This window comes from Paenibacillus sp. plas6, from assembly GCF_057221655.1.
In genome coordinates, this window is the sequence record NZ_CM170151.1 from 1,241,415 (window position 1) to 1,263,691 (window position 22,277).

22 protein-coding genes are annotated in these 22,277 nt (G+C 36.5%); 10 read left to right on the plus strand and 12 right to left on the minus strand.

Annotation, left to right across the window (positions count from 1 at the left end; all coding sequences use genetic code 11):
• Window positions 1–120: 120 nt before the first annotated feature.
• From AC2TDL_RS05585 to AC2TDL_RS05600, 4 genes are all read right to left on the minus strand, one after another.
• Window positions 121–363: a hypothetical protein gene (locus AC2TDL_RS05585; protein WP_484699210.1), complete on the minus strand. Its 243-nt coding sequence runs from the start codon at window positions 361–363 to the stop codon at window positions 121–123.
• Between the two features lie 122 nt (window positions 364–485).
• A complete protein-coding gene (locus tag AC2TDL_RS05590) occupies window positions 486–1,523 on the minus strand; it encodes a PIN domain-containing protein (protein ID WP_484699211.1) in 1,038 nt (345 codons plus the stop codon).
• 157 nt (window positions 1,524–1,680) lie between these two features.
• Entirely contained in the window at window positions 1,681–2,982 is a 1,302-nt protein-coding gene (locus AC2TDL_RS05595; protein ID WP_484699212.1) for an ATP-binding domain-containing protein, read from the minus strand.
• Window positions 2,979–4,799 carry an ATP-dependent nuclease gene (locus tag AC2TDL_RS05600; RefSeq protein ID WP_484699213.1) on the minus strand — a complete coding sequence of 607 codons (1,821 nt, stop codon included), beginning with the start codon at window positions 4,797–4,799 and terminating at the stop codon, window positions 2,979–2,981. The genes AC2TDL_RS05595 and AC2TDL_RS05600 overlap by 4 nt, the downstream gene beginning before the upstream one ends.
• 342 nt (window positions 4,800–5,141) lie before the next feature.
• Here AC2TDL_RS05600 and AC2TDL_RS05605 point away from each other — a divergent pair, with 342 nt between their 5' ends.
• From AC2TDL_RS05605 to AC2TDL_RS05615, 3 genes are all read left to right on the plus strand, one after another.
• The gene (locus AC2TDL_RS05605) at window positions 5,142–5,876 is read left to right on the plus strand and encodes a hypothetical protein (RefSeq protein WP_484699214.1); all 735 of its coding nucleotides are present in this window, start codon (window positions 5,142–5,144) and stop codon (window positions 5,874–5,876) included.
• A gap of 77 nt (window positions 5,877–5,953) precedes the next feature.
• Window positions 5,954–7,138 (plus strand): IS256 family transposase, encoded by a 1,185-nt coding sequence (locus AC2TDL_RS05610; protein WP_484696077.1) that lies wholly within the window; start codon window positions 5,954–5,956, stop codon window positions 7,136–7,138.
• Between the two features lie 144 nt (window positions 7,139–7,282).
• Window positions 7,283–7,936 carry a hypothetical protein gene (locus AC2TDL_RS05615; RefSeq protein ID WP_484699215.1) on the plus strand — a complete coding sequence of 218 codons (654 nt, stop codon included), beginning with the start codon at window positions 7,283–7,285 and terminating at the stop codon, window positions 7,934–7,936.
• A 592-nt stretch (window positions 7,937–8,528) separates the two neighbouring features.
• Here AC2TDL_RS05615 and AC2TDL_RS05620 read toward each other — a convergent pair.
• A complete protein-coding gene (locus tag AC2TDL_RS05620; RefSeq protein WP_484699216.1) occupies window positions 8,529–8,663 on the minus strand; it encodes a hypothetical protein in 135 nt (44 codons plus the stop codon).
• Between the two features lie 463 nt (window positions 8,664–9,126).
• Between AC2TDL_RS05620 and AC2TDL_RS05625 the strand changes: the two genes are divergently transcribed.
• The 6 genes from AC2TDL_RS05625 to AC2TDL_RS05650 all read left to right on the plus strand — a co-directional run bounded on the left by AC2TDL_RS05625 (window position 9,127) and on the right by AC2TDL_RS05650 (window position 14,396).
• A complete protein-coding gene (locus AC2TDL_RS05625) occupies window positions 9,127–9,435 on the plus strand; it encodes a hypothetical protein (protein WP_484699217.1) in 309 nt (102 codons plus the stop codon).
• A 39-nt stretch (window positions 9,436–9,474) separates the two neighbouring features.
• A protein-coding gene (locus AC2TDL_RS05630; RefSeq protein ID WP_484699218.1) for an IS3 family transposase occupies window positions 9,475–10,598 on the plus strand; the annotation gives its coding sequence in 2 pieces (ribosomal slippage) (window positions 9,475–9,724 and window positions 9,724–10,598; 1,125 coding nt in all).
• Window positions 10,599–10,616: 18 nt separating this feature from the next.
• Window positions 10,617–11,087, plus strand: a complete 471-nt coding sequence (locus AC2TDL_RS05635) for a rolling circle replication-associated protein (RefSeq protein ID WP_484701057.1) — start codon at window positions 10,617–10,619, stop codon at window positions 11,085–11,087.
• A 232-nt stretch (window positions 11,088–11,319) separates the two neighbouring features.
• Complete coding sequence (locus AC2TDL_RS05640; protein ID WP_484699219.1) at window positions 11,320–12,210, plus strand: recombinase family protein; 891 nt, start codon at window positions 11,320–11,322, stop codon at window positions 12,208–12,210.
• 31 nt (window positions 12,211–12,241) lie between these two features.
• Entirely contained in the window at window positions 12,242–12,700 is a 459-nt protein-coding gene (locus tag AC2TDL_RS05645) for a hypothetical protein (RefSeq protein ID WP_484699220.1), read from the plus strand.
• Between the two features lie 133 nt (window positions 12,701–12,833).
• On the plus strand, window positions 12,834–14,396 hold the full coding sequence (locus AC2TDL_RS05650) for an IS1182 family transposase (RefSeq protein WP_484697438.1): 1,563 nt from the start codon (window positions 12,834–12,836) through the stop codon (window positions 14,394–14,396).
• A 233-nt stretch (window positions 14,397–14,629) separates the two neighbouring features.
• Here the strand turns inward: AC2TDL_RS05650 and rlmD are convergent, their stop codons facing one another.
• The 4 genes from rlmD to AC2TDL_RS05670 are packed head-to-tail and all read right to left on the minus strand — an operon-like array spanning window position 14,630 to window position 18,242.
• Window positions 14,630–16,180 carry a 23S rRNA (uracil(1939)-C(5))-methyltransferase RlmD gene (rlmD, locus tag AC2TDL_RS05655; RefSeq protein WP_484701060.1) on the minus strand — a complete coding sequence of 517 codons (1,551 nt, stop codon included), beginning with the start codon at window positions 16,178–16,180 and terminating at the stop codon, window positions 14,630–14,632.
• Window positions 16,181–16,222: 42 nt separating this feature from the next.
• The gene (locus AC2TDL_RS05660; protein WP_484699221.1) at window positions 16,223–17,134 is read right to left on the minus strand and encodes a diacylglycerol kinase; all 912 of its coding nucleotides are present in this window, start codon (window positions 17,132–17,134) and stop codon (window positions 16,223–16,225) included.
• 11 nt (window positions 17,135–17,145) lie between these two features.
• A complete protein-coding gene (locus AC2TDL_RS05665; protein ID WP_484699222.1) occupies window positions 17,146–17,949 on the minus strand; it encodes a sirohydrochlorin chelatase in 804 nt (267 codons plus the stop codon).
• Between the two features lie 2 nt (window positions 17,950–17,951).
• Window positions 17,952–18,242: a YerC/YecD family TrpR-related protein gene (locus tag AC2TDL_RS05670; protein ID WP_484699223.1), complete on the minus strand. Its 291-nt coding sequence runs from the start codon at window positions 18,240–18,242 to the stop codon at window positions 17,952–17,954.
• Window positions 18,243–18,481: 239 nt separating this feature from the next.
• Between AC2TDL_RS05670 and AC2TDL_RS05675 the strand changes: the two genes are divergently transcribed.
• Window positions 18,482–19,099 carry a hypothetical protein gene (locus AC2TDL_RS05675; RefSeq protein ID WP_484699224.1) on the plus strand — a complete coding sequence of 206 codons (618 nt, stop codon included), beginning with the start codon at window positions 18,482–18,484 and terminating at the stop codon, window positions 19,097–19,099.
• A 158-nt stretch (window positions 19,100–19,257) separates the two neighbouring features.
• On the opposite strand, the gene AC2TDL_RS05680 is transcribed toward AC2TDL_RS05675, so the two are convergent.
• From AC2TDL_RS05680 to AC2TDL_RS05690, 3 genes are all read right to left on the minus strand, one after another.
• A complete protein-coding gene (locus tag AC2TDL_RS05680; RefSeq protein ID WP_484699225.1) occupies window positions 19,258–20,253 on the minus strand; it encodes an anion permease in 996 nt (331 codons plus the stop codon).
• Window positions 20,254–20,276: 23 nt separating this feature from the next.
• On the minus strand, window positions 20,277–20,894 hold the full coding sequence (locus AC2TDL_RS05685) for a DUF47 domain-containing protein (protein WP_484699226.1): 618 nt from the start codon (window positions 20,892–20,894) through the stop codon (window positions 20,277–20,279).
• Between the two features lie 169 nt (window positions 20,895–21,063).
• Entirely contained in the window at window positions 21,064–22,128 is a 1,065-nt protein-coding gene (locus tag AC2TDL_RS05690) for a DUF3048 domain-containing protein (RefSeq protein ID WP_484699227.1), read from the minus strand.
• Between the last annotated feature and the right edge of the window lie 149 nt (window positions 22,129–22,277).

Sequence of the window (22,277 nt, forward strand, 5' to 3'; positions counted from 1 at the left end):
TTTATCTACCGTATTTTTTCGATTCAGAAAATCAATCACAACCTCATCGTGCTTTTGACCATAACTATGACAATGCCCAGTCCACTCCACTATTTGATTCATCGCGAATTTCATGGCATATCATAATCCACTACCAAACTCCAGATTAATTCCTTCCATCGCTGACTCAGTGGCAATAATTATTGAAGTATAATTTTTAAAGTGCCCAACCATCTCGGTGCAAGTATCGGCCGTTTGATCATCATCCTTATGTCGCTCCAACCACGACTTATACTCTTTGCTATTTCCACCAATACTCCGATTTAATTGTCCTTCCGAACTAACAGTGAACAGCACTCCACATGGCGTGAGTGATTGTGACAACTTAAAATAATTGAGATGCACAGTGGTTACCTAAATCCATAACAATTCCGACAGTTATAACTACATAAATGACTACTCATTGTCGCAAAAATTAATGATAGGTTTAACTTTAATCTTATTTTTCAATTGAATTCTCTTTCTAGTTCAACATAATCTATAAATGATTTTTCATCTAATAAGTAAGTAATATTACTCTGTATCAAAATAGTTGTACTGCTATCTTCGGAAAGCATACCATCACCAGGATCATCACTATCATATGTTGGATCAATTGTTTCAATGCTAAAACTTACATCAACATCAATATCAAAGGATATGAGCATTGCATTTTCATCAATATCTAGGGAAATTTCATTTAATGTTATACTAAATCTTTCAATATACCCGTCAGTTCCCCAGCCACTAAAATAATCCCCTTCAAATTCAGAATTCATAAGCATATCATCAACAGTATCTTGTAGATATTCATTTTTCTCAAAAAACTTTATTAGTTCGTGTTCTAAAAACTGTTTATCGTATTCAAAATTATCAATAAAATAATCTCTTAAATTGTCTTCTTCATTTTCTAAAAATGCTGACAACGAATTATAATAGGATAGATTATGTATATCGGTAGATAAATCTTCATGTATACTATTTTGGTCTTTATTTGAGAAGTCTTTATAATTACTTGATATAAATGCAATGTTATCGGGCATCTTGTCATTACAATATTCTACGATACTTTCCCAGATAATAGCATCTTGAAATGAAACTTTATTTTCACTAAACGGCTTTATATTATTAAAATATTTTGAGGATATCTTCTCAATAATTTCAGGTGATTTAGGATAATCGATAATAATTATGTTATTTTCATCAATTATTTTGTCTAAAAATTGTTTATACTTATTAGTGAGTATATCTGCTTTTAAATTATTAAAATCAATTGACTCTGATGCCCCTAGCTTTATTAAATCATTTTTAGTACTCTTTATTTTTTTTACGAGTGGTCTGATTTCATCACGATATTTTTTTAATATTTCATAATAATTGAACTTGGTTATACACAATTCTACTGGTTCATATCGATTATATTTAAGTAATTTTTTTATATCTGATGATTTGAAATAAAAATCATTAAAAATGATATTCGTATCCAAAATAATTAAATAAGACATAAATAATTCACCTCTATTAAGAGTTAACCACTAGCAATAGCAATTGTATACAAAACAAATTGCAAAATATTTGAAACACTCGTTTATTGTAAATATTGTTTTTTATTTATGTATATTCATTCATTAAAACTAAAATTAGTCTTTAGTATACTTAGATTCATTGCTCTACACAAAAAGGAGATTTTTTTAATCTGCTGTTTGTTGGATTTCCTTGTACGATTATTATGCAAGATTCTTTTGCTCTTGTTACAGCGTTATATAGCAATCTTCTATTTGCTTCATCATCAGATCTGACATTATATGGCCATAGTATAATAACGCAATCAAATTCTTGATTTTTTGCTTGATGAATAGTCATAGCACGAACTGAAGATTTGAAATAACCACCATACGATTTAAGTTGTTGACAAATTAGTGAAATTTGTTCAATAATCTCAGAAACAGAAAATTCATTAATACCTCTTAAAGACTCTTGTTGGCGCATCCACTCTTTAAGCTGACTTGCCCCTGCAATTGTTTTATTGATCACTATATCACTAGCTTTTATTAACATATTAGAGTTCTCAGGCAGAATACTTTTAAGTTTTTCTTCCAGGCCTCTCACATCTTCTTCCCACTTTATATTAATAGGTGGCAGAGGAGTTGGATAGCGTTTTAACATGGTTCCTCCCAAAGCTAACTTATTAACTACGTTTCTTACAAATGGTGCATTAGATGGCTTGGTAGGGCTCAATATTGCTACTTGTTTTTTTATATTATTTAATAAAAAATTATTTAATAAAAAATATCCACATAAATGTATAGCGGGATAATGACTTGGAACCTCATGTATTCTGCAGTCTTTAAGACTAGTTATTCCTAGTCCATTACGTAAATTTTCAGCAACCTTTAGTAAGGATGCTTGGTTTGTTCTATGATTTTTTACTAATGAATAAGGTGTGCATACTGATTTCAACCAAACAACAGACTCACTTGGTTGAGTACTATTTAAATCTTGAAATTCATCTGCAGCAATAAATAATGTACAGTTTTTATTTAACTGTTTTATAATACCTAAGCGACCTTTCTTACAGTCTTGAGCTTCATCAACTAAAATAATAGGATATGTACTAGAAACCCACTTATTTACTAAGTCATTCTCCAATAACTTCGCTGCTACATTACAAGTTTCCTCGTAAGTATTAGGAAACTCAATTTGCAAATAATTAACCACCCCCCTCCAACGATTAACCAATTTCCAAGCAAAACTATCAAAAGTTAAACATTTAAATTTATTTTTTAATCGAGATTCTACTTGAAGTTTTTCAGAAAGCCTGTGCCTAGCTCCATGCATCATTGTTAGTCCTAAGATAAATTGTCCTTCTAATAGTGAATTTTTATCAATATGTTTCTTAAGATTACTTATTAATGCAGTCGTCTTACCGCTACCAGCGGGTCCTTCAAAAAAATGAATTGTCATTTTCTCCACACCCTTACATAGCTTTCACTTGTACTCCTATTATCCATTTCAAAACTAGACATGGAATAGTCTCTTTTAAATACTAATTGAACTATTGCATCTAATAGTTTACGAGCTCTCACAACACATTCAGTATAAGAATGAATAATACTAGTAATATCTTCATAAATTAAATAGTTTCCTTTGACCCCATTATTTTTAGCATCACTTTTTAATTTTGTAGACAGAGGATAGTCATCATCACATCCAAGTAAAGCTTCTACTTTTCTTTTTGCTTCAGCATTTGCTTCAACAATCCAAATAATAACGTCTTCAATAACCCAATCTCTTGGCCACTGAATAATTAATTTTGGTGGTTGGTTTAACTGTAAAAGTCTATTTATGTATCGATCTCCATCATTATCTCCATCAACAATTATCACTATTTGATTATGTACTCTGGATAAATAACTGTATGTATCTAATATAGAAGCATTGTGAGTTGGGATCACGCCGAAGCAAGAACCAAATGGTAAAAAATCATAATCATAGTCCAAATTCTCACTAGTTTCGGTGAATTTCACAAGAAGTCGGAACCATTCGAAATCTATTCTACCTTCAGGAATTAACAAGTATTCTTGCATGAGTGCAGATATCAAGTCATGCCTGTTATCAGTAAATAACTTTCTAATACTGTTAGGTGTAGAATTATCCAATGGTGCTTCTAATAATGGTTTAGCAAGTAAGTTTCCATCTTTATTATCTAATATTAAAATAGAAGTAGCTGGATAAAAAGCAACAAGATTTGAAGAATGACTAGTAATTATAGTTTGTTGCGCAATAGATTGCGTTCTGTATATTAGTCTTTTTTGTATCCCATAAGGAATATGCAATTCTGGTTCTTCTATTGAAAGAAGAAAATTTTGATCTGATCTTTGTCTTAAACTTCCTAGTTCTATGAGCAACAGAAGAATTTGAAGTGACAGTAGACCTGATCCTACTCTCCCTGCTGGTATAAGTGAATTAGTATAAAATTGAAAGTGAGGTGTAATGCAATTTAATAGTGAATCAATATCTGTGGATGTAATTCTTAACTTAATTTCAGGAGCTATCGGTAAAAAGCCCATTAATTCTGTATTCACTCTATTAATAAGCTTTCCTAATTCCCCAGTAGATTCTAATGGTGTTGTTGGGTTTCGTAGCTGATTTCTAATGTCTAATAATTCTTTAGAAGGAATTCCATCTATGGAAGATACTAATTTTCGAAATAATTCAGAATTAAATGAAATAAGCTTATCCCATGTTCTTGAAACCGGTATTGAATAGTACCCTAAATCTAATAACAATTTTCCAGGTACTTTATTAATAACTTCATATAAAAAAGGATCAACTATACTATCATCATCATGAAAATATCGTAATGCTTCAACTGCTAAAGTATCATGATCGAATCGTGCAGTATAACCTATTTCGGTACATAAGATATCTTCATCAGAGGATTTTAGTGATTTCACTATCTTCTCATTTTGATCCCACCATTTAGGTACTGCTCTTCCTTCCCTAAACCAGTTTAGATTGTAATCAGGATCATTTTTCACAAAATCAGCAATAGTAACTATTATTTTAATACGTGTACTTGGGATTGGTGCACTACCAAAAAAATCATGTTCAGTAATTGACTTCACCATTTTCTCCTTACCTAATACCAAAGAGATTGCATCAATCACTGTACTTTTTCCAACATTATTTGTTCCCATTAATATTGTATGTTGGTTAAAAAGAAGTGTCCCTTGCTTTATCCCCCTAAAATTTTCAATTCTAAGTCTGACTATTCTCATTATAATCATCCTTATAATATTTTTTTAACCATAATCAAATTATTTCCTTTTTTTTCAAAACAATATATAGCAAATCTACTTTATTATTTTATGTTACTAGTAGATCATTTTCAGTAACACCCCATTTCATCATCATCTTATACCGCTTTTTACAATCATATCCATGATATTATTATACCTTCTTGTAAATCAACTTCACACCTCTTCATCAAAAATAGAATATTTCTTCTATTCAAAATAATATTATGAAACAATTAAGAATGACTTACTTATCATCACTCCTATTTGCATTGAATAACTCTTTAGTTATTTGGCTAAAACAGTATTTAGGTGGTGATTTATTTGAGTATTACAAAAAGAAAATATGAAAGTTATGTTGGAAAGAAATTCGGTAAATTAACAGTAATAAATTATTATTCCTACAAAACAAAAAACGGTAGTTATAGATATATATTTCAATGTATTTGTGACTGCAATTCAGATAAAACAGTTGGTAAAGATGTCCATAATATCTTAAGTGGTAGAACTAGATCGTGTGGTTGTAAGCAAGGTACTAAAGATCATACTCAATTAATAGGAAAAAAATTTGGAAAACTAGTACCCATTAATTTTATTCAAAAACGAATTAAAAGAAAAATTGAAATTAGATATTTATGCCAATGCGATTGTGGTAATCAAAAGTTGGTTTCAGTAAAAAAATATGATTTGATACATGGAATACGAACACATTGTGGATGCCAACACTTTGCTCCTAATCGTTATGATGATCGTTTCCACGCCATTCTTCTTCATCATTACCAAAGCTCTATTGGTAAGCGTTCAAAACAATTAGGTTTTGGAGAGATTATTTCTTTTGATGATTTTGTTGAGTTAATACAACTTCCTTGTCATTATTGCAACACACCTTTTAGTGCAATGATAATTGACAGAGATTATAATCGTAAACCATCTACTATACCCGAGAGAATGATTTTTATAAATGGACTAGACCGTATAGATAATACAAAAGGATATACTATAGATAATATTGTGCCATGTTGTACACATTGTAACGAGAGTATAAAATATTATGTGTAAATGAATAAATGCAAAAGGAAGACCTTTTCTTGTAGAATTGAGTTACCACACAAAATTCACAGAGAGAGGTCTTCCCTATGAATCATTTTACAACAGATTTAGTCCAAGCTCTAGTTACAAAACAAGATGTGACTGAAATTTTTCGTATTCACCTCGAAAGAGCGATGAATCACTTGTTAACAACCGAGTTAACCGCCTTCCTAGATTACGAAAAGTATGATCGTGCAGGCTTCAATACAGGCAATTCTCGTAACGGCAGCTATACACGTACGCTCCATACGGAATACGGCGATCTGCACCTTCAAATCCCTCGTGATCGTAATGGAGCGTTCAAGCAGCAGACCGTAGCACCCTACAAGCGATCCAACGACACGTTAGAATCGTTTGTCATTCATATGTTCCAAAAGGGCGTAACCATGACTGAAATCGCTGATCTGATCGAGAAAATGTATGGGCATCATTACACCCCGCAAACCATTTCTAACATGACGCAAGTGATGGTAGGGCATGTGGATGCCTTCTTGAAACGCTCGTTAGCTACACGCTATGTCTGCGTCTATTTGGATGCAACCTACATTGCTGTAAAGCGTGAGACCGTTTCGAAAGAAGCGGTTTACTTAGCTGTTGGCATTCGCGAAGATGGTTCTAAGGAAGTGTTAAGCTATGCCATTGCTCCAACCGAGTCTGCTTACGTGTGGAAAGAGCTTCTGCAAGACCTTCGAGAAAGAGGCACAGAAGAAGTGCTACTCTTTATTTCTGATGGATTAAAAGGCATGGTTGATGCCATTTTCGAGGTCTTTCCAGGTGCCAAATACCAAACCTGTTGTGTTCATCTTGCTCGCAATCTTGCTCATAAAGTGCGTGTGTCTGATCGTGCTGAGATCTGTGATGATTTCAAGACCGTATACCGTGCAAAAGATGAGCAAGCTGGTCGTGAAGCACTAGAACGTTTCTGTGATAAGTGGAAAACTGCTTATCCTAAAGCAACGAAAGCCTTAGTGGAGAATCCCTATATCTTCACGTTTTACAGCTTTCCACAGTCGATTTGGAGAAGCATTTACTCTACTAATCTTATTGAATCCTTTAACAAGCAGATCAAGAAATATACCAAGCGGAAAGAGCAATTTCCTCATGAAGAAGCACTAGAAAAATTCTTAGTTTCACAGTTCGAAGGCTATAACCAACGCTTTGCTACAAGATGTCATATTGGCTTTGATCAAGCTCGTGCAGAACTACAAGCCATGTTCAAAAGCAACACGTAATTCAACTGCTACAAGTAAAAGTTATTTTTATTTACACAAACTTCTTGACGCTACCATTGTAACAAAGCAAAAGCAGAATTATCTTATGAAGAATTTAAAACATTAATTTCAAGAATATATCAAGTATTCATATTAAATGGTGGCATGAAAACAGATATTTTGCCATATGTACAACTAGATTTTAAAGCAATTTCTCGTCCTATAAGACTTGATAAGTCATATACTGTTGATGAAATGATTGGAAAAACATGTGGCTGGTTAACAGTTATTTCATATAAACAACATAAACGTCCAAGTGGTCAAAAATATATTAAAGTAATATGTAAATGTATTTGTGGAAATACTCATATTGTGGATAAATATGAAGTTATTCGTGGTAATACAATTAGTTGTGGATGTTTTCGAAAAAAATGGAGTAAAAGTAGATACCAAGACAGAACTACTTCTATAATTAAAAGCTTATATTCAAGATTAAAAAATCGTTCTAAAAATAAACTTGGATTTAATTCTATTTTACCTTTTGAAGCATACGCTTCCCTAATTTATCAACCTTGCTTTTATTGTGGAGTTTCTCACAGTAATATTGCAAAAGATAAATTAGATAATGAAACTAAACTTCCGATTAGTGATACTATTGTTTATTATAATGGTCTTGATCGAAAGGATAATACAAAAGGATACACTGAAGAAAATGTAGTACCTTGTTGTAAAAATTGCAATACAGCTAAATTTGATAAAAATATTGATCAATTCCATGATTGGATTATGCAAATATTCAATCACTGGGTAAAAGTATAAATCAACCTTAAATGACTGGTTGCTCTATTATTATTTAATTATGTATTTCGTACTAAGGAGGGGCAGTAAAACTTAAGTATATCTACTATGTAGTGAATGAAAAAGCCATGAAAAACGTACGAATTAATCATTCGATATGCTAATCAATTTCTACACTATTTAAGTTTCTCCTATGATTCGTAAGCTGAACGTTATCACTAATAAAATAGAAGCTGTCATTGTTAATCTTTCTTAACAGAAGACTAACAAATGAAAATACTCCGATCTTTTCAATAAATATCCTCACAAATGAACAGTTGCGATACAAAATTGAGGACAAATATTGATTATTCCTAGAATAAGTCGAGTTTAAGCTAATTATATCCTTTTGATACTTGATCGCATAATGATTAACAAAAAAATTATTATAGACTCTAGTCTCCTCCCCAGCATCCAATAAATTGAATTTACTCAACTATGCCAATTACCCGAAGTTAATAAATAGTTACTACAACAAATCAATTTCCTTTTTTATATCTAACCATTGCTTATAATCATCTTTTTTTCTTAACTGCTTAATGATTTCAAGTGTAGATTCATGTCCTTCCTCAGTTCATGTACGTTGCTCTGTCATTACTACGAAACCACCTGTATAAAAGCCTATTGGCAATAGTAATTTAATTACTTGTTTTTGTGTTATTCTTCTAATTCCTTTCGGCAACATTTTACCTATTCTCCTTTCCTTCATAAATCTTTCTCCAAGTTATTACTTTTTCCACCTCTAATCTATATTAATCATTAAGTTTAACTTATTAAAGACTATACGTGATAGCATATACTTTCTTTTACCCGAAGGGTATTAAAGGAGGGTGGGGCTCCGAACGTCACATTTTAGTTAGAACTATATTGTATCTAGTTCGTAAAATTTTTTTATATTTTTTCCTCAATATAGTAAAAACAACCCAAAATCAAAGAATTTCAAGTAATTCAAAGCTATTTTAAGATCAACACTAGGTAATTATCAATGACTATACGATAACTAATTTTGCCTCTATATGACTGCGCACCGCTAAGTATGACTTATTGTTTATCATTCTATATGATTAAAGCACATCATTTTTGACGTCAAATAATGTTGAATACATACAATGGAAACTAAATATTCACTTGATACTCTACTGATTATTTAGGTTTCTGTACGGAGGATCAATATGTTTCACGAAAACTATAGTATTAAGCTTATCCTTAGTGGCAATCGAATGGAGATTGTTAACTATGAAAAAGAAGTTATTCGCAATCGTCATAGTTTTGGAGGACGTAGATATCGTTCTTCAGAACCTAGTGTTCTCTTCAATGAAAATAGAAAAACTAGTACTAATCGAGCTGTTCAAAACTTCAAACGATTAGTGCATTGTAACTTTTCAACAAATAGTTCCTTTCTAACATTGACGTTTAACGATTGTTATTTACAATCAATTTGGATCGGCTACACTGAATTGGACAATTCTCTTAAGGTCTAGTAGATTGAAATCAAATCGACAAGGAACGGAGAGAATGTCATGCAGAAACGTGAGCGTCGGTCATTTACAGACGAGTTCAAGCAGCAGATGGTTCAACTTTACGAGAATGGGAAACCGCGTGCAGATATTTTGAGAGAATATGATCTGAGTGCATCTGCGTTTGACCGTTGGGTCAAAGAGAGTAGAACAACAGGTTCTTTCAAAGAAAAAGACAACCGAACCGAGGAAGAAAAGGAACTCATAGCGCTGCGTAAGGAAATCCAACGGTTGAAGATGGAAAACGATATTTTAAAGCAAGCAGCGCTGATCTTCGGACGAAAATAACGGTAATCCAGCAAAACGCTCATAAGTATCCCATATCGGCCATGTGCAAGATCCTTCAGGTCAATAGGAGTACCTACTACTACGAGAGCAATGAGCAATCATCTGTCAATGATGGAGTGGAACAAGCAATTATCCGTATTTTTGAAGAGAATCAGCGCGTGTATGGAGCAAGGAAAATCAAAGCAAAGCTTCAAGAAGAGGGAATGACGGTTTCCAGACGGCGCATTGGACGTCTGATGAAGAAAAACGGCTTGGTCTCGGTCTATACAGTGGCGCAGTATAAACCGCATATGTCGTCATGTAACGAATCGCCGATCCAGAACGAACTGAATCGCGAGTTTGCGAAAGAAGCACCACTGGAAGCCGTTGTGAGTGACTTGACATACGTTCGGGTCGCCAATAAATGGCACTATATTTGTTTGCTCGTGGACTTATTTAATCGGGAGATCATCGGTTACAGCTGCGGAAAATTTAAAGATGCCGCACTAGTCTATCAAGCATTGGCAAGCGTAAAAGGAGATCTACGCCAAATCCAGCTTTTTCACACAGATCGTGGCAGTGAGTTTAGAAATCTCACGATTGATGAAGTGATCAACACGTTCAAGATCAAGCGTTCATTGAGTATGAAAGGCTGTCCCTATGACAATGCAGTTGCGGAGGCAACCTTTAAGCTGATCAAAGCCGAGTTCGTGAGAAATCGCAAATTTGAATCGCTATCTCAGTTAAAGCAAGAGCTAGGAACATACGTCAAATGGTTTAACGAAGCTAGGATTCATTCCACACTAGGATATCTAAGCCCATTAGCGTACAAAGAGAAGGCACTTAAGAAATCTGTCTAGTCAGGTGTTGACAATCCAATTGCGACTGTAGAAGAATCTAGATTATTATTCAACAAGTTTATGAAGCGGTTACGAAAACACTATCCTTCTATAAAGCACTTAGGAGTTATAGAGTTTCAATCTGAGGTTGGTATTGACGGTCTACACTTTCACATTCTACTGAATGCTAGTAATTTATCTCATGACTATATAGAGATGTTATGGGGACTAGGTTACATATGGATTAAGCCAGTAGATAGTTCTAGTATAGATTCACTTATATCGTATATGAACAAGGCTGTAAATGACTCTAGACTCATTGGTAAACGTCTATATTTACGAAGTAAGAAGCTAACTTTACCTACCGTTATTACAGGCTCAGAAGCTCTTCATTATATTGAAGGTATAAATTTCGAACAACAAAAACTAATTCGTTCATTGTCTTTCCAATCTCAGCATTTTGGCGAGATTAAACATGAGGAGTATGAGCTGCAACCTGTTATCGACTAACACTCAACGAACTTACTCAATGAATAGTTTCATTATTACAACAAGAAAGAAGGTTTCCTATGACTACTCTTTACGATAGACGTATTGAACGATTTTTCGATAACAATTCTCCAACTTTAGATATAATTTTAGATTCATATGTAGATAGTGTAATTGACACATTATTATCCAATCATTACGATAATAATCAGGTAAACACTGTTGCATCTCATGAATTTGGAGGAAAAAAATTATGAGATGTGCAGTTTATATTCGTGTATCTACTAATCATGAAGAGCAACAGACTTCTATTCAAACTCAAAAAGATATTTTTTATCGTTTTATGAGTGAAAATGGCTGGGATCTATATCAAATCTATACCGATGTTGAAAGCGGAACGAGTGAAAATAGAAAGCAGCTTCAATTAATGTTACGAAATGCTAAAGAAAAGAAATTCGATATTATTCTTGCTAAAGATCTATCTAGACTCGCTAGAAACGGTAAGATATGCTACCAAATCCGAGAAATCGCACTAAAACATAACGTTCACATTGTCACGTTGGATAATGCGATTAATACAATCAAGAAAAATGATCATATGTTTGGTCTATATGCTTGGATTTATGAGCAAGAATCTAGAAACACTAGTGAGAGAGTTAAAAAAGCCTATATCAATGAAGCTAAAAAAGGACGATTCAAAGGCTCTATTCCACCCTATGGTTATAAAGTAAACCAAGGTAAATTGGAACTTAGAGATGATGGCACTCCAGATATTGTACGACGAATATTTAGTCAATATTTATCTGGTATGGGGTGTGATACTATTGCCAGATTATTATGTGATGAAGGAATAGTTTCTCCTTCTCAACTTGCTGGCAAAAGAAATGCTTCAGGTCTATGGCATTCATCTAGTATAAAACATATTCTCAAGAATCCACATTACTTAGGTCACTTGGTACAATGTAGAGAAACTACAAAAAGTGTCACTAGTTCTGTAAGGGAAAGTATTCCACAAGAACAATGGATAACGGTTTTCAATACGCATCCACCCATTATATCTCAAGCTGACTTTGATGCAGTAACAAAACCAAATGGCAATTCGAAAAAGGAATATAACTGCTCCCAAGGTTCACCTATTTACTAACTATATATTTTGTGCCGAATGTGGTCGTGCGATGTGGTATAAGGAAAACTCTAAAGGATATGCTTGTGGTACTCGTATTAAATATGGTTTAACTAAGTGTTCTAACAATATAAAGGCTCGTGAAAAGTTATTGGAACAACAAATACTCCATGATTTAAAAAGCTTTACTGGAGATGTGGATTTATCAGACATTGAATCGAGATTAGAAAAGAAACAACAGAACCACCAAAAGTCCCTTGAAAAAAAGCTTCAGAATATACGAGCTAAACTTGAATCGCTTTGCTCTAAAAAGAAAAAACTCCTTGATCTACTACTTGATGAAGTAATAAGCTCTGAAGACTATCAGCAACGCGTTGAAGATATTCAGCATGAAATGAATGAACTCAATGCTATGCAACAACAACTTTTACAGGGAGAAGGGACAATAGTTCCTTCAGCTATGTTCTCTGAACAATTAATCCGACAGTTAAAAGAGGCTGGGACAAAATAACCCAGCCTAACTAAAAACGGCGGTGACGTTTACGAAAGTAAAATGTCATCGCCGTTAAATTTTTAAATACAAAAGGAACACCATCTGTTAAAATTTTAGTACTCCTACAAAAACATTAAAGAAGGTGTTCCTTATGTACAAACAGTATAACATGAACCAATTAGTTTTGCCTCTAAATTTAGAAGTTAAATTAAATGAAAAAGATATTGCGTTTGCCATTCATCATTTGGTCGAAAGTATTCCCGATGAAGCGTTTCGTTCGTTTGTTCGTCGTGATGGTTGTCCATCCTATCATCCTCGCATGATGCTCAAGATCATTCTATGTGGCTACACCCAATCTGCCTTTTCTGGTCGTAAAATTGAAGCTCTAACGAAAGACAGTATTCGGATGATGTGGTTGGCACAAGGCTACGAACCTTGCTACCGCACAATCAATCGTTTCCGTGTTCATCCTGAGATGAAGGAATTAATCCGCCAGTGCTTTGTTCAATTTCGCTCGAAGTTAGTAGAAGAAAAGATCATTCACCAAGAAGCGATTTTCATTGATGGTACAAAGATTGAAGCGAATGCCAACAAGTTTACGTTTGTATGGAAAAAAGCCGTGGACAAGCATCATACTCGTCTAATCGAGAAGTCGAATCAATTGTACAACGAGTTATTGGAACAAAAGATTATTCCAGAGCTCGAACATGAGCAGGAACTCTCTACGGAAAACTTGTTGGAGATCGCAGAACACCTCGAACACGTGGTTGAAAGCTATACAGAAAAGATGGAAGCATCCGAAAATACGAGCGAACGAAAGCAATTACGAAGCAAGCGTAAAGTGCCAAAACAAATGCTCAAGCAAGTCCGTGAATGGATTGAACGAAAGAAAAAATACAAGCAGCATCAACAACAGTTTGGAGATCGAAACAGCTATTCGAAAACCGATCCGGATGCGACGTTTATGCGGATGAAAGATGACTATATGAAGAATGGTCAGTTAAAGCCTGGATACAACGTACAAATTGCGACAGAAGGACAATATACACTGGCGTATGGGATCTATCCTAATCCAACAGACACGAAGACGCTCATTCCTTTTCTTAATGAAATTGAAAACCAATACTTCGACTTACCTACCTACATCGTGGCGGACGCAGGCTATGGAAGTGAACAAAACTATGAGGATGTCATCACCAATCGCAAGCGTGTTCCATTGATGAAGTATACGATGTATGAGCGCGAACAAAAGAAGAAGGTAAAGAACGATCCCTTTCAACCGAGAAACTGGCAGTACGATACGGAGGAAGATCGATATACCTGCCCTAATGATCAATATCTCACCTTTCAACGCTATGCTACTCGTAAAGATAAAGGCGGGTTCCAACGTCAGTTTAAGATCTATTCATGTTCGGATTGTACAGGCTGTTCCTTCCGAACAAGCTGCACAAAGGCAGGAGAAGGACGAAATCGACAACTGTTAATAAACGATCGTTGGGAACAACAAAAAATATATGTACAAGAACAGCTTTCAGAAGAAAAAACAGGTGAACTCTACCGTCAACGTAAAATCGACGTAGAGCCAGTTTTTGGATTCTTGAAGGCTAATTTAGGTTTCACTCGCTTTTCAGTTCGAGGAAAACGGAAAGTTGAGCATGAGATTGGACTTGCCTTAATGGCAGTAAACTTAAGGAAATATGTGCTACGAACGTAGCATAGCATTAGAAAAACAGAGCCTAAAATGAGCAAACGGTGAAATCTTTGAACAGATTTCACCGTTTGCTTGTTTTAAGAGACAAGTTTTGTCCCAGGCTCTTTTTCTTGCTTTAGAGACTAGTTATGTCCCAGCCTCATTACAGAACTACTACATAGACTTGTTAAGCGTATTGAAATGAAGGCAGATGGCACCGCTAGAATATTCTATAATTTCTCGGCAGCCTCTGCCGTTTAATTTACATGAATGAGTAGTGACACACACTCCACATGCGCCGTTTGCGGAAACATATCGACTGGTGTAACCTCTACTGTCTGATAACCGCCGTCCTCCAGCACGCGTAAATCGCGCGCAAGCGTGGACGGGTTACAGCTTACGTAGACGACTCGCTTCGGTTTTATTTCCAATATCGTCTGCAGTAGTGCTTCGTCGCAGCCTTTACGAGGCGGGTCTACAACGATTACATCCGCATTCATTCCTTCCTGTTTCCAGCGTGGAATAACTACCTCGGCAGGTCCCGCTTCAAATGTTGTATTTTGCAAATCATTAAGCGCGGCATTACGCTTCGCATCCTCAATTGCTTCAGGCACAATTTCTACTCCGTACACATGAGCTGCCTGACGAGCTAAAAACAAGGAAATTGTACCAATCCCACAGTAGGCATCGATCACTTGCTCCTTACCTGTTAAGGCTGCATATTCCACAGCCTTGCGATACAGCGCTACCGTCTGCTCTGGATTGACCTGATAAAATGATCTCGCCGAGATAGCAAAGCGCAAGCCATCCAGCTCATCATAAATGACTTCATTACCCCAGATAACCTCAGTATGCTCACCAAAAATCGCATTCGTTACTTTGTTATTCACATTATGCACAATGCTTTTTAAGTTTGGAACACGCTGACGAAGCTGTTCAACTAGCTTATCTTGATGTGGAATTTTAGTTGTATTCGTAACTAGCACGACCATTACTTCGCCAGTCACTACACCAACTCTAGTCATCACATGACGCAGTACGCCTGTCGCGCTTTCCTCATGATAAGGCTCAATTCGTAACTTTCGTGCAATCTCCTTTACAATCGCAAGCACATCATCATTTAACTGCTTCTGAATTAGGCAAACATCCATATCAATAATGCGATGACTTCCTTTTGCATAAAAACCGCCAATTAGCTGACCATCCTGCGGCGAGGCACCAATCGGCAAGGCCGCCTTGTTGCGATAATACCAAGGATCATTCATTCCAATCGTAGGATGAACGACAATCTCATGCTGCGCTTGCTCTGTCGTCTGCTTCTCAGCAGCCCCAGCATGCTCAACCATCGCTTTATGCTCTAACCCTTCATCTATATTAGCAGCTTGTCTAGTCGGCTCACCCTTTACATTAAGTTTCGCGATTCGCGTTAAGTTATCAATGACATGCTGCCTTTTCCACTGAAGTTGCGCCTTATAGTCAAAATGCTGCAATTGACAGCCACCGCATTTATAATAAATCGGGCAAGGCGGCTCAATACGATCCGGACTAGCTTCCTTTAATGAAGTTAGCTTAGCAAAGCCATAATTTTTCTTGCTTTTTAATACTTTTGCTTCAATGGTTTCACCTGGCAATGCTTGCGGCACAAACAGAGTAAATCCTTGCTCTGTACGAGCTACTCCATCCCCGTCATGCGTTAAGCCAATGACTTGCGCAGTTACAATTTCATTTTTGGTATAAATCGTTTGTTCTGACCGTTCGTTTTTATTTGTAGTATTGTGTGACTTATGTCTAACTTTCTTTTTTGTCATAGTCATTCTCCGCTCTACATTAATAAGGGAAGTCCTATAGCGTTAGCTATATGTAGACTCCCCTGTCTCATCTTTAAAAATTTCGATATGGGATGGCAAATTTTCAAAAACAGCAGGTAATTCCCCGCCAAATTCTCCATCCAAATTTAATTGGACCTTGTTAGGCGAAGTAACCGTCAAGCGATTTGTACGAAAATGTACAACACTTGGGTCACCTAAATGTTCACCACGCAATGCTAAAGTGACCAGTCTAATAAACTCTGCCAAGTTACATTTACGAACAAGTAAAACATCAAAAAGTCCATCATTAAGCTTGGAATCAGGCGCTAAACGTTCAAATCCGCCAACTGAATTACTGTTACAAATTAAAAACATCATAAACTCGCCGATAAATGTGCCTACCCCTTCTGCCTGAAAGGTCAATTCAGTTGGTCGCAAATGCACCATTTTCTCTATACCCTTTAGATAGTAGGCTAATTGACCAATCATCGTTTTTAACTTTATCGGCACATCATAGGTCAGCTCTGTTAAAAAGCCGCCACCAGCGATATTAATAAAATAACGATCATTGGCACGTCCAACATCTATCGCCTCATAATATTGACGAATAATCAGTTCACAGGCATATTCCCAATGCTTAGGGATTCCCATCGCTCGGGCAAAATCATTGGTTGTGCCTACTGGAATAATTCCTAGCGGCAACCGATTAGGCTTATTAGCCAGCCCATTTACTACCTCGTTTAATGTACCGTCTCCACCTGCAGCGATCAGCATATCATAGCCGCCGCGTTCCAGCGTTCGTTCAACCTCTGCTGTGGCATCTCCTTCACCAGTTGTCGCATGACAAGTAACCTCTATTCCTGCTGCATCAAACTTTTGCAATATATCCGGCAATCTTCTACGCATTTCCTCGCGACCTGATGTTGGATTATATATAAGTCTTGCTTTCTTCATCAGCACACCCCTTAGTTTAACACATAGCTTCCAAAGCGTCTGGCAAGCAGCACCGACACTAATGGATTCGGCAAAAAGGTTGCTCCAGAATAGATATAGCTTAGTCCTTCTAAGCGTGCTGGTATCACACTTCTAGTAAAATAACCCGGACTAATAAATAATGGGATGACGACCACACGCAAGCTTTTCTCAAGCAGTTGCTGCAAGGCATTGCGCGAACCGTCAGGCAATAACGGAGCATAAGTAATCGCCTGAAACGGCCAACGCTCGCTTATTGCTGCAACGATTTTCTTCATTCCCATTTCCCATTTCTCATAAAAAAATGGCATGCTGCTGCCGTGACCGAGTAATAGCAATGCTTCTTGTTCTGGTTGCTGGGATAAATCCTGCAAATGCTCATGCACGATTTGGATAATTTCAGGCTCCGCACCTATCGGCTGATCAAATTCAATTTGTGCAGAAAATTGCAACGGCTCAAGATCACCGATAAAGCTGCTAATCGGAGAAAAATGAAATGCTTGTCTGATTTCTTCCACATGTGAGCTTCCCTCAGAAACAAACAGCGGCATAACATGAATCTTTGTTACCCCTTCACGTTCTAATGCATTAATACCGTCTTGAATTAGTCTTCCCTCAACTAATTCTAAATACGCTGCATATACTGGTGTAGCCTTACGGATCAAGCGCTGCTCCTCGCTAATTGCTTGATTAATCCATAATTGCTTAGCATGGATAACAGCATTATCAACAGCTTGTACCCAGGAATGCTCCCTTGAACCATGACTGATGACCAAAATACCGTGCTTTTGCATCATTATTATTTACCTAAACGATCCAAGGCAAGCTTATAACCGTCATTACCATAATTTAAGCAACGTTTGACACGAGAAATAGTTGCAGTACTTGCCCCTGTTTCCGATTCAATTTGATTATAGGTAGCTCCTTTGCCAAGCATGCGTGCCACTTCAAGACGCTGTGACATGGATTGAATTTCATTAACTGTACATAAATCATCAAAAAATATATAACATTCCTCAACAGTCTTTAGCGTCAAGATCGCTTCAAACAGTTGGTCGATCGTTTTATCGTTTAGTTTTTTTAGTTGCAAAGGAATCTCTCTCCTTAGTAGAATCTATTTCTATTATTGTAGCTTGAATACTATAAAATTTCAAACGTTACAGTATTCACGCTTTAAAGATATACAGAAGAAAGTAAAAGACAACTTCGAGCCACTAATCCTAAACTATAGGAATTTATCCTTGTTATTTTTCTGTTTTCTAGGCGAATGTCCATTCCTTATATATGCCCATGACATATGCTGTACTAACGAAACTGTAAGGGTTGTGATTGAAGATGAATTTCTCTCCGCATGCTCAAAGCTTTGCTTATCGGAGAAATCCAGCCCAGACTGTTCACCAATCAACCTTTCATCCAGGACAGGTTGGACATGGACATAACAGCGCCATATATCAAAATAGACCGCCGCAAACCCACTATTCAACAAGCGTTTCACCATTTCAACCAGCGCAAAATGTTCCTGTCGAAGTGAAAGAGAAGAAGAAGGAAACTAAACCTGGCGGATTTAATCTCGCTAGCTTAGCAAAATATGCCAATATTGATGAATTAAAAGGTTTAGTGGATCGCTTCGGTGGACTTGATGGGATATTAAGCACGGTAACAACAGTACAAAAGGTCATAAGTACCGTAGGACAAATAGCACCTATGGTTAAGGTGTTTACTGGTGTGCTTGGAAAAAATAAAAATTCTCAAGCAGAAGCAGAGCCTATCCCTGCTAGACGTCGTGTCCGCTCAACACGACCAGCTTCGCGGACAAAAAAAAGTACTTCAAGAAAAACTAGTGCCGCTTCACAATCACGAAGATCTGTGCAAGCTCGCCCCACTTCAGCTAGAGGGGTCCGCAGATCTACACCATTAACGATGAGACAGCCTAGTGGACGCAGATAACTGATGTCCTATTGCTCAGCAATGTTAAACCATTTTTGTAAATGTCCAATCCATTGAAAGCAGCTGCCATAAAAAACGCCGCAAGCGTGAGAAACATTTTCTCTACGCCAGCGGCGTTGCTACATAGTAAGTATTTCATTGCCCTAAATTCAGTGCAATTATAAAAATAAAGAATGATATATCCAAAAACATAACATGGAAATCCCTGCAGAAATCGGAATCGTAATAAACCAAGCAATAACAATTCGTCCAGCGACGCCCCACTTCACGGCAGCAAAACGTTTCGCACTACCAACACCAAGAATTGAAGATGTAATAACATGAGTAGTACTTACTGGAAGATGCAGGAACGTTGCACTTAAAATAACCATCGCTGAACCGACATCTGCGGCAAAACCGTTAATCGGCTCAATTTTAAAGATTTTCGTTCCCATCGTTTTAATGATCTTCCAACCGCCGATTGCTGTACCACAAGCCATTGCTGTCGCAGCAGCAAGCTTTACCCACAATGGAACATCCATCGTTTGTTGCCAATCCGCTGCTACGAGGGCAAAAACGATAATCCCCATAGCTTTTTGCGCATCGTTTGTACCATGTGAGAAAGCTTGGAACATCGCAGTTGCAATTTGTCCAAAGCGAAATCCTTTATTAATGGCATGTGGACTTTTCTTAGCGAAAATCCATTTAAGTATTGTCATAATGATAAAACCAACAGTGAATGCAAGAATTGGAGATAAAATCAACGCTTCCAGGATGTCAATAAATCCAGATGCATTCAACTTGTCAAAGCCTTCCGAAGAAATAACAGCTCCTGCAAGAGAACCGATTAAAGCGTGCGATGAAGACGAAGGAATTCCATACCACCATGTCACCAAATTCCAGATGATTGCACCGATTAGAGCAAAAACAACGACTTCCACCCCATGGGTTAATTCAGCTGGATTTGCAACCCCACTCCCGATTGTTTTTGCAACGCCTGTAAACGTAAGCGCACCTAAAAAGTTCATACATGCAGCCATCAAAATAGCTACACGCGGCTTAAGGGCACGTGTCGAAACAGAAGTTGCGATCGCATTAGCTGTATCGTGAAAGCCATTTATAAAATCAAATGCTAATGCAAGTACCACTACAGCTATTAACATATATATATCCATTAGATGTACCTCTGCTCTCTCGCTTAGCTGTTACGCATAACGATCGTTTCTAATGTATTTGCTACATCTTCGCAGCAATCGGTGGTTTGCTCTAAACGCTCATAAATCTCTTTACGTTTAATAAGCTCAATAGGGTCCTTGACATCAGCAAATAATCGATAAATGGATAGGTTCAATAATTCATCGCCTTCATTTTCCAAACCGTGAATTGCGATATTATGTTCACGAATTGGCAATAGCTTTTTACTTGTCAATAAATCAATTGCGCTCTTAATTTGATGCGCAGAACGAACAAGAATATCTGCAAAACGTGTAATGTATTCATCTTTTTCACTAACACCGTACATTAAAAAGCGTGTGCTAGTCGCTTCTAATCCATCCATCACATCATCAAGTGAAGTGGTAAGCGCCATAATGTCATCACGTTCAATCGGTGTAATAAACACCTTATTTAGCTCACTTAGTATGGTATGAGTTTTTTGATCACAATTGTTTTCATACTCTTTCATTTTCTTTACAAAACTTTCGACATCAGAGAGATCCGTAACACCTTTGGCAAAATATTCTGCTGCTTCAACAATTGTATCAGCCATTTCATCAAAAGTTCTGAAGAAAATATCTTTTTTTGATTTGTTAAACATGTCAATCTCCTTATCGACTTCAGAATGTAGCTCACAACGTCAAGCGCGTTCGCCACAATTAGTGTAACCTAGATTTGTTAACGGAATGTAAAAACTGCTGAAAAATTTATATTTTTCATCAATTTTTTTGTCACCTGATGTCGAATGTTATCGAAATAGTGCAATTTTGTTATTTCAACGTAATGTGATCCGTTATGTTTTTGCCAGTTGGCAGCACATGAATAATGCTTTTCCCCGGCACTAATTTAATTTCAGCTCCATCCTTAATAAAGCGTATCATTCCATCATCAGCCGCAATCCATTTCCCTTCTGTCAGTTCACCGTTATGAATCACGATTGCTTCGCCACCAGAATGTAGATCAACACTAAGTCTTCCTTCATTATCAAGTACTTTATGCGCAGTTTGCATAAAGATTAAATTATTCGCATATAGCTGCTCGTCATTATTTTTATCAATATGAGGTTCGTCATTAATGCTACGTTTGTACACTCGACTCTCCTCATCAAAGCTATAACCGACTCGATAATTTTTTAATTGAAATTGAACTTCTAGATTTTTAGCAGTGCCAATCGTTAAACTTGCAGCCTCTTCCTCACTCATAAAGTTGTAACCTTTAATCGTTACTTGATCACGATAACCTTTCGCACTTACACCTTCACGAAGCTTAGTTAAATTCGTATATAAATTATGCGGAGCTTTTCGTTCTTTACTGCGCCAATAATATTTCCCTGCATTCGAAATTTCATCTAAATAAGGCTTGTCCTGGCGCTGTAAAATAGCATATGCATCATTGCTCGCACCAGCATGGGCAATTATTGCATCATAGGAATCTGCTATTCCTATAAAATAAGGTCGGTTACTGCGTACTGGACCAATATCGAAATCAGTGCTTGCTGTACTTTGAAAAATTGCAACTAATCTTGTAATTCCGCCTTCTGCAAGCACCTCCCATATGACGTCTGCTTCCGTTAATCCGCTTTGTGGTCGTGCTGGTGCTAAATTGTTTATAAGCACAGCAATAGGTCGATATTCTGCTTGTTCCTCTATAGCTTTACCTGTAAGTAATCCAGTGAATGCAACGGTTTGAGGAGAAGGCGAAGCAGTTTCAACAATCTGAGTATTATTGCTATTAGTTGGAGCAGGTATTTCTCCACCGTTTCCTTCACTACATGCACCAAGAACTAGTCCGAAACTTAATAGAACACTTGCGATAAACATTGCTCTTTTTTTCATTTGGTTCCTCCTGCTTTATTCCATATATTCCAATGCCTCTAATTACCATTTAACCATTCTTTTAAATCATTGTCTTTGTTTTTTTCCACAATTTACGATTAAAATCCTTTTCTTTTTCACATCATAAGCTTATCACTTGGGGAGGAAAC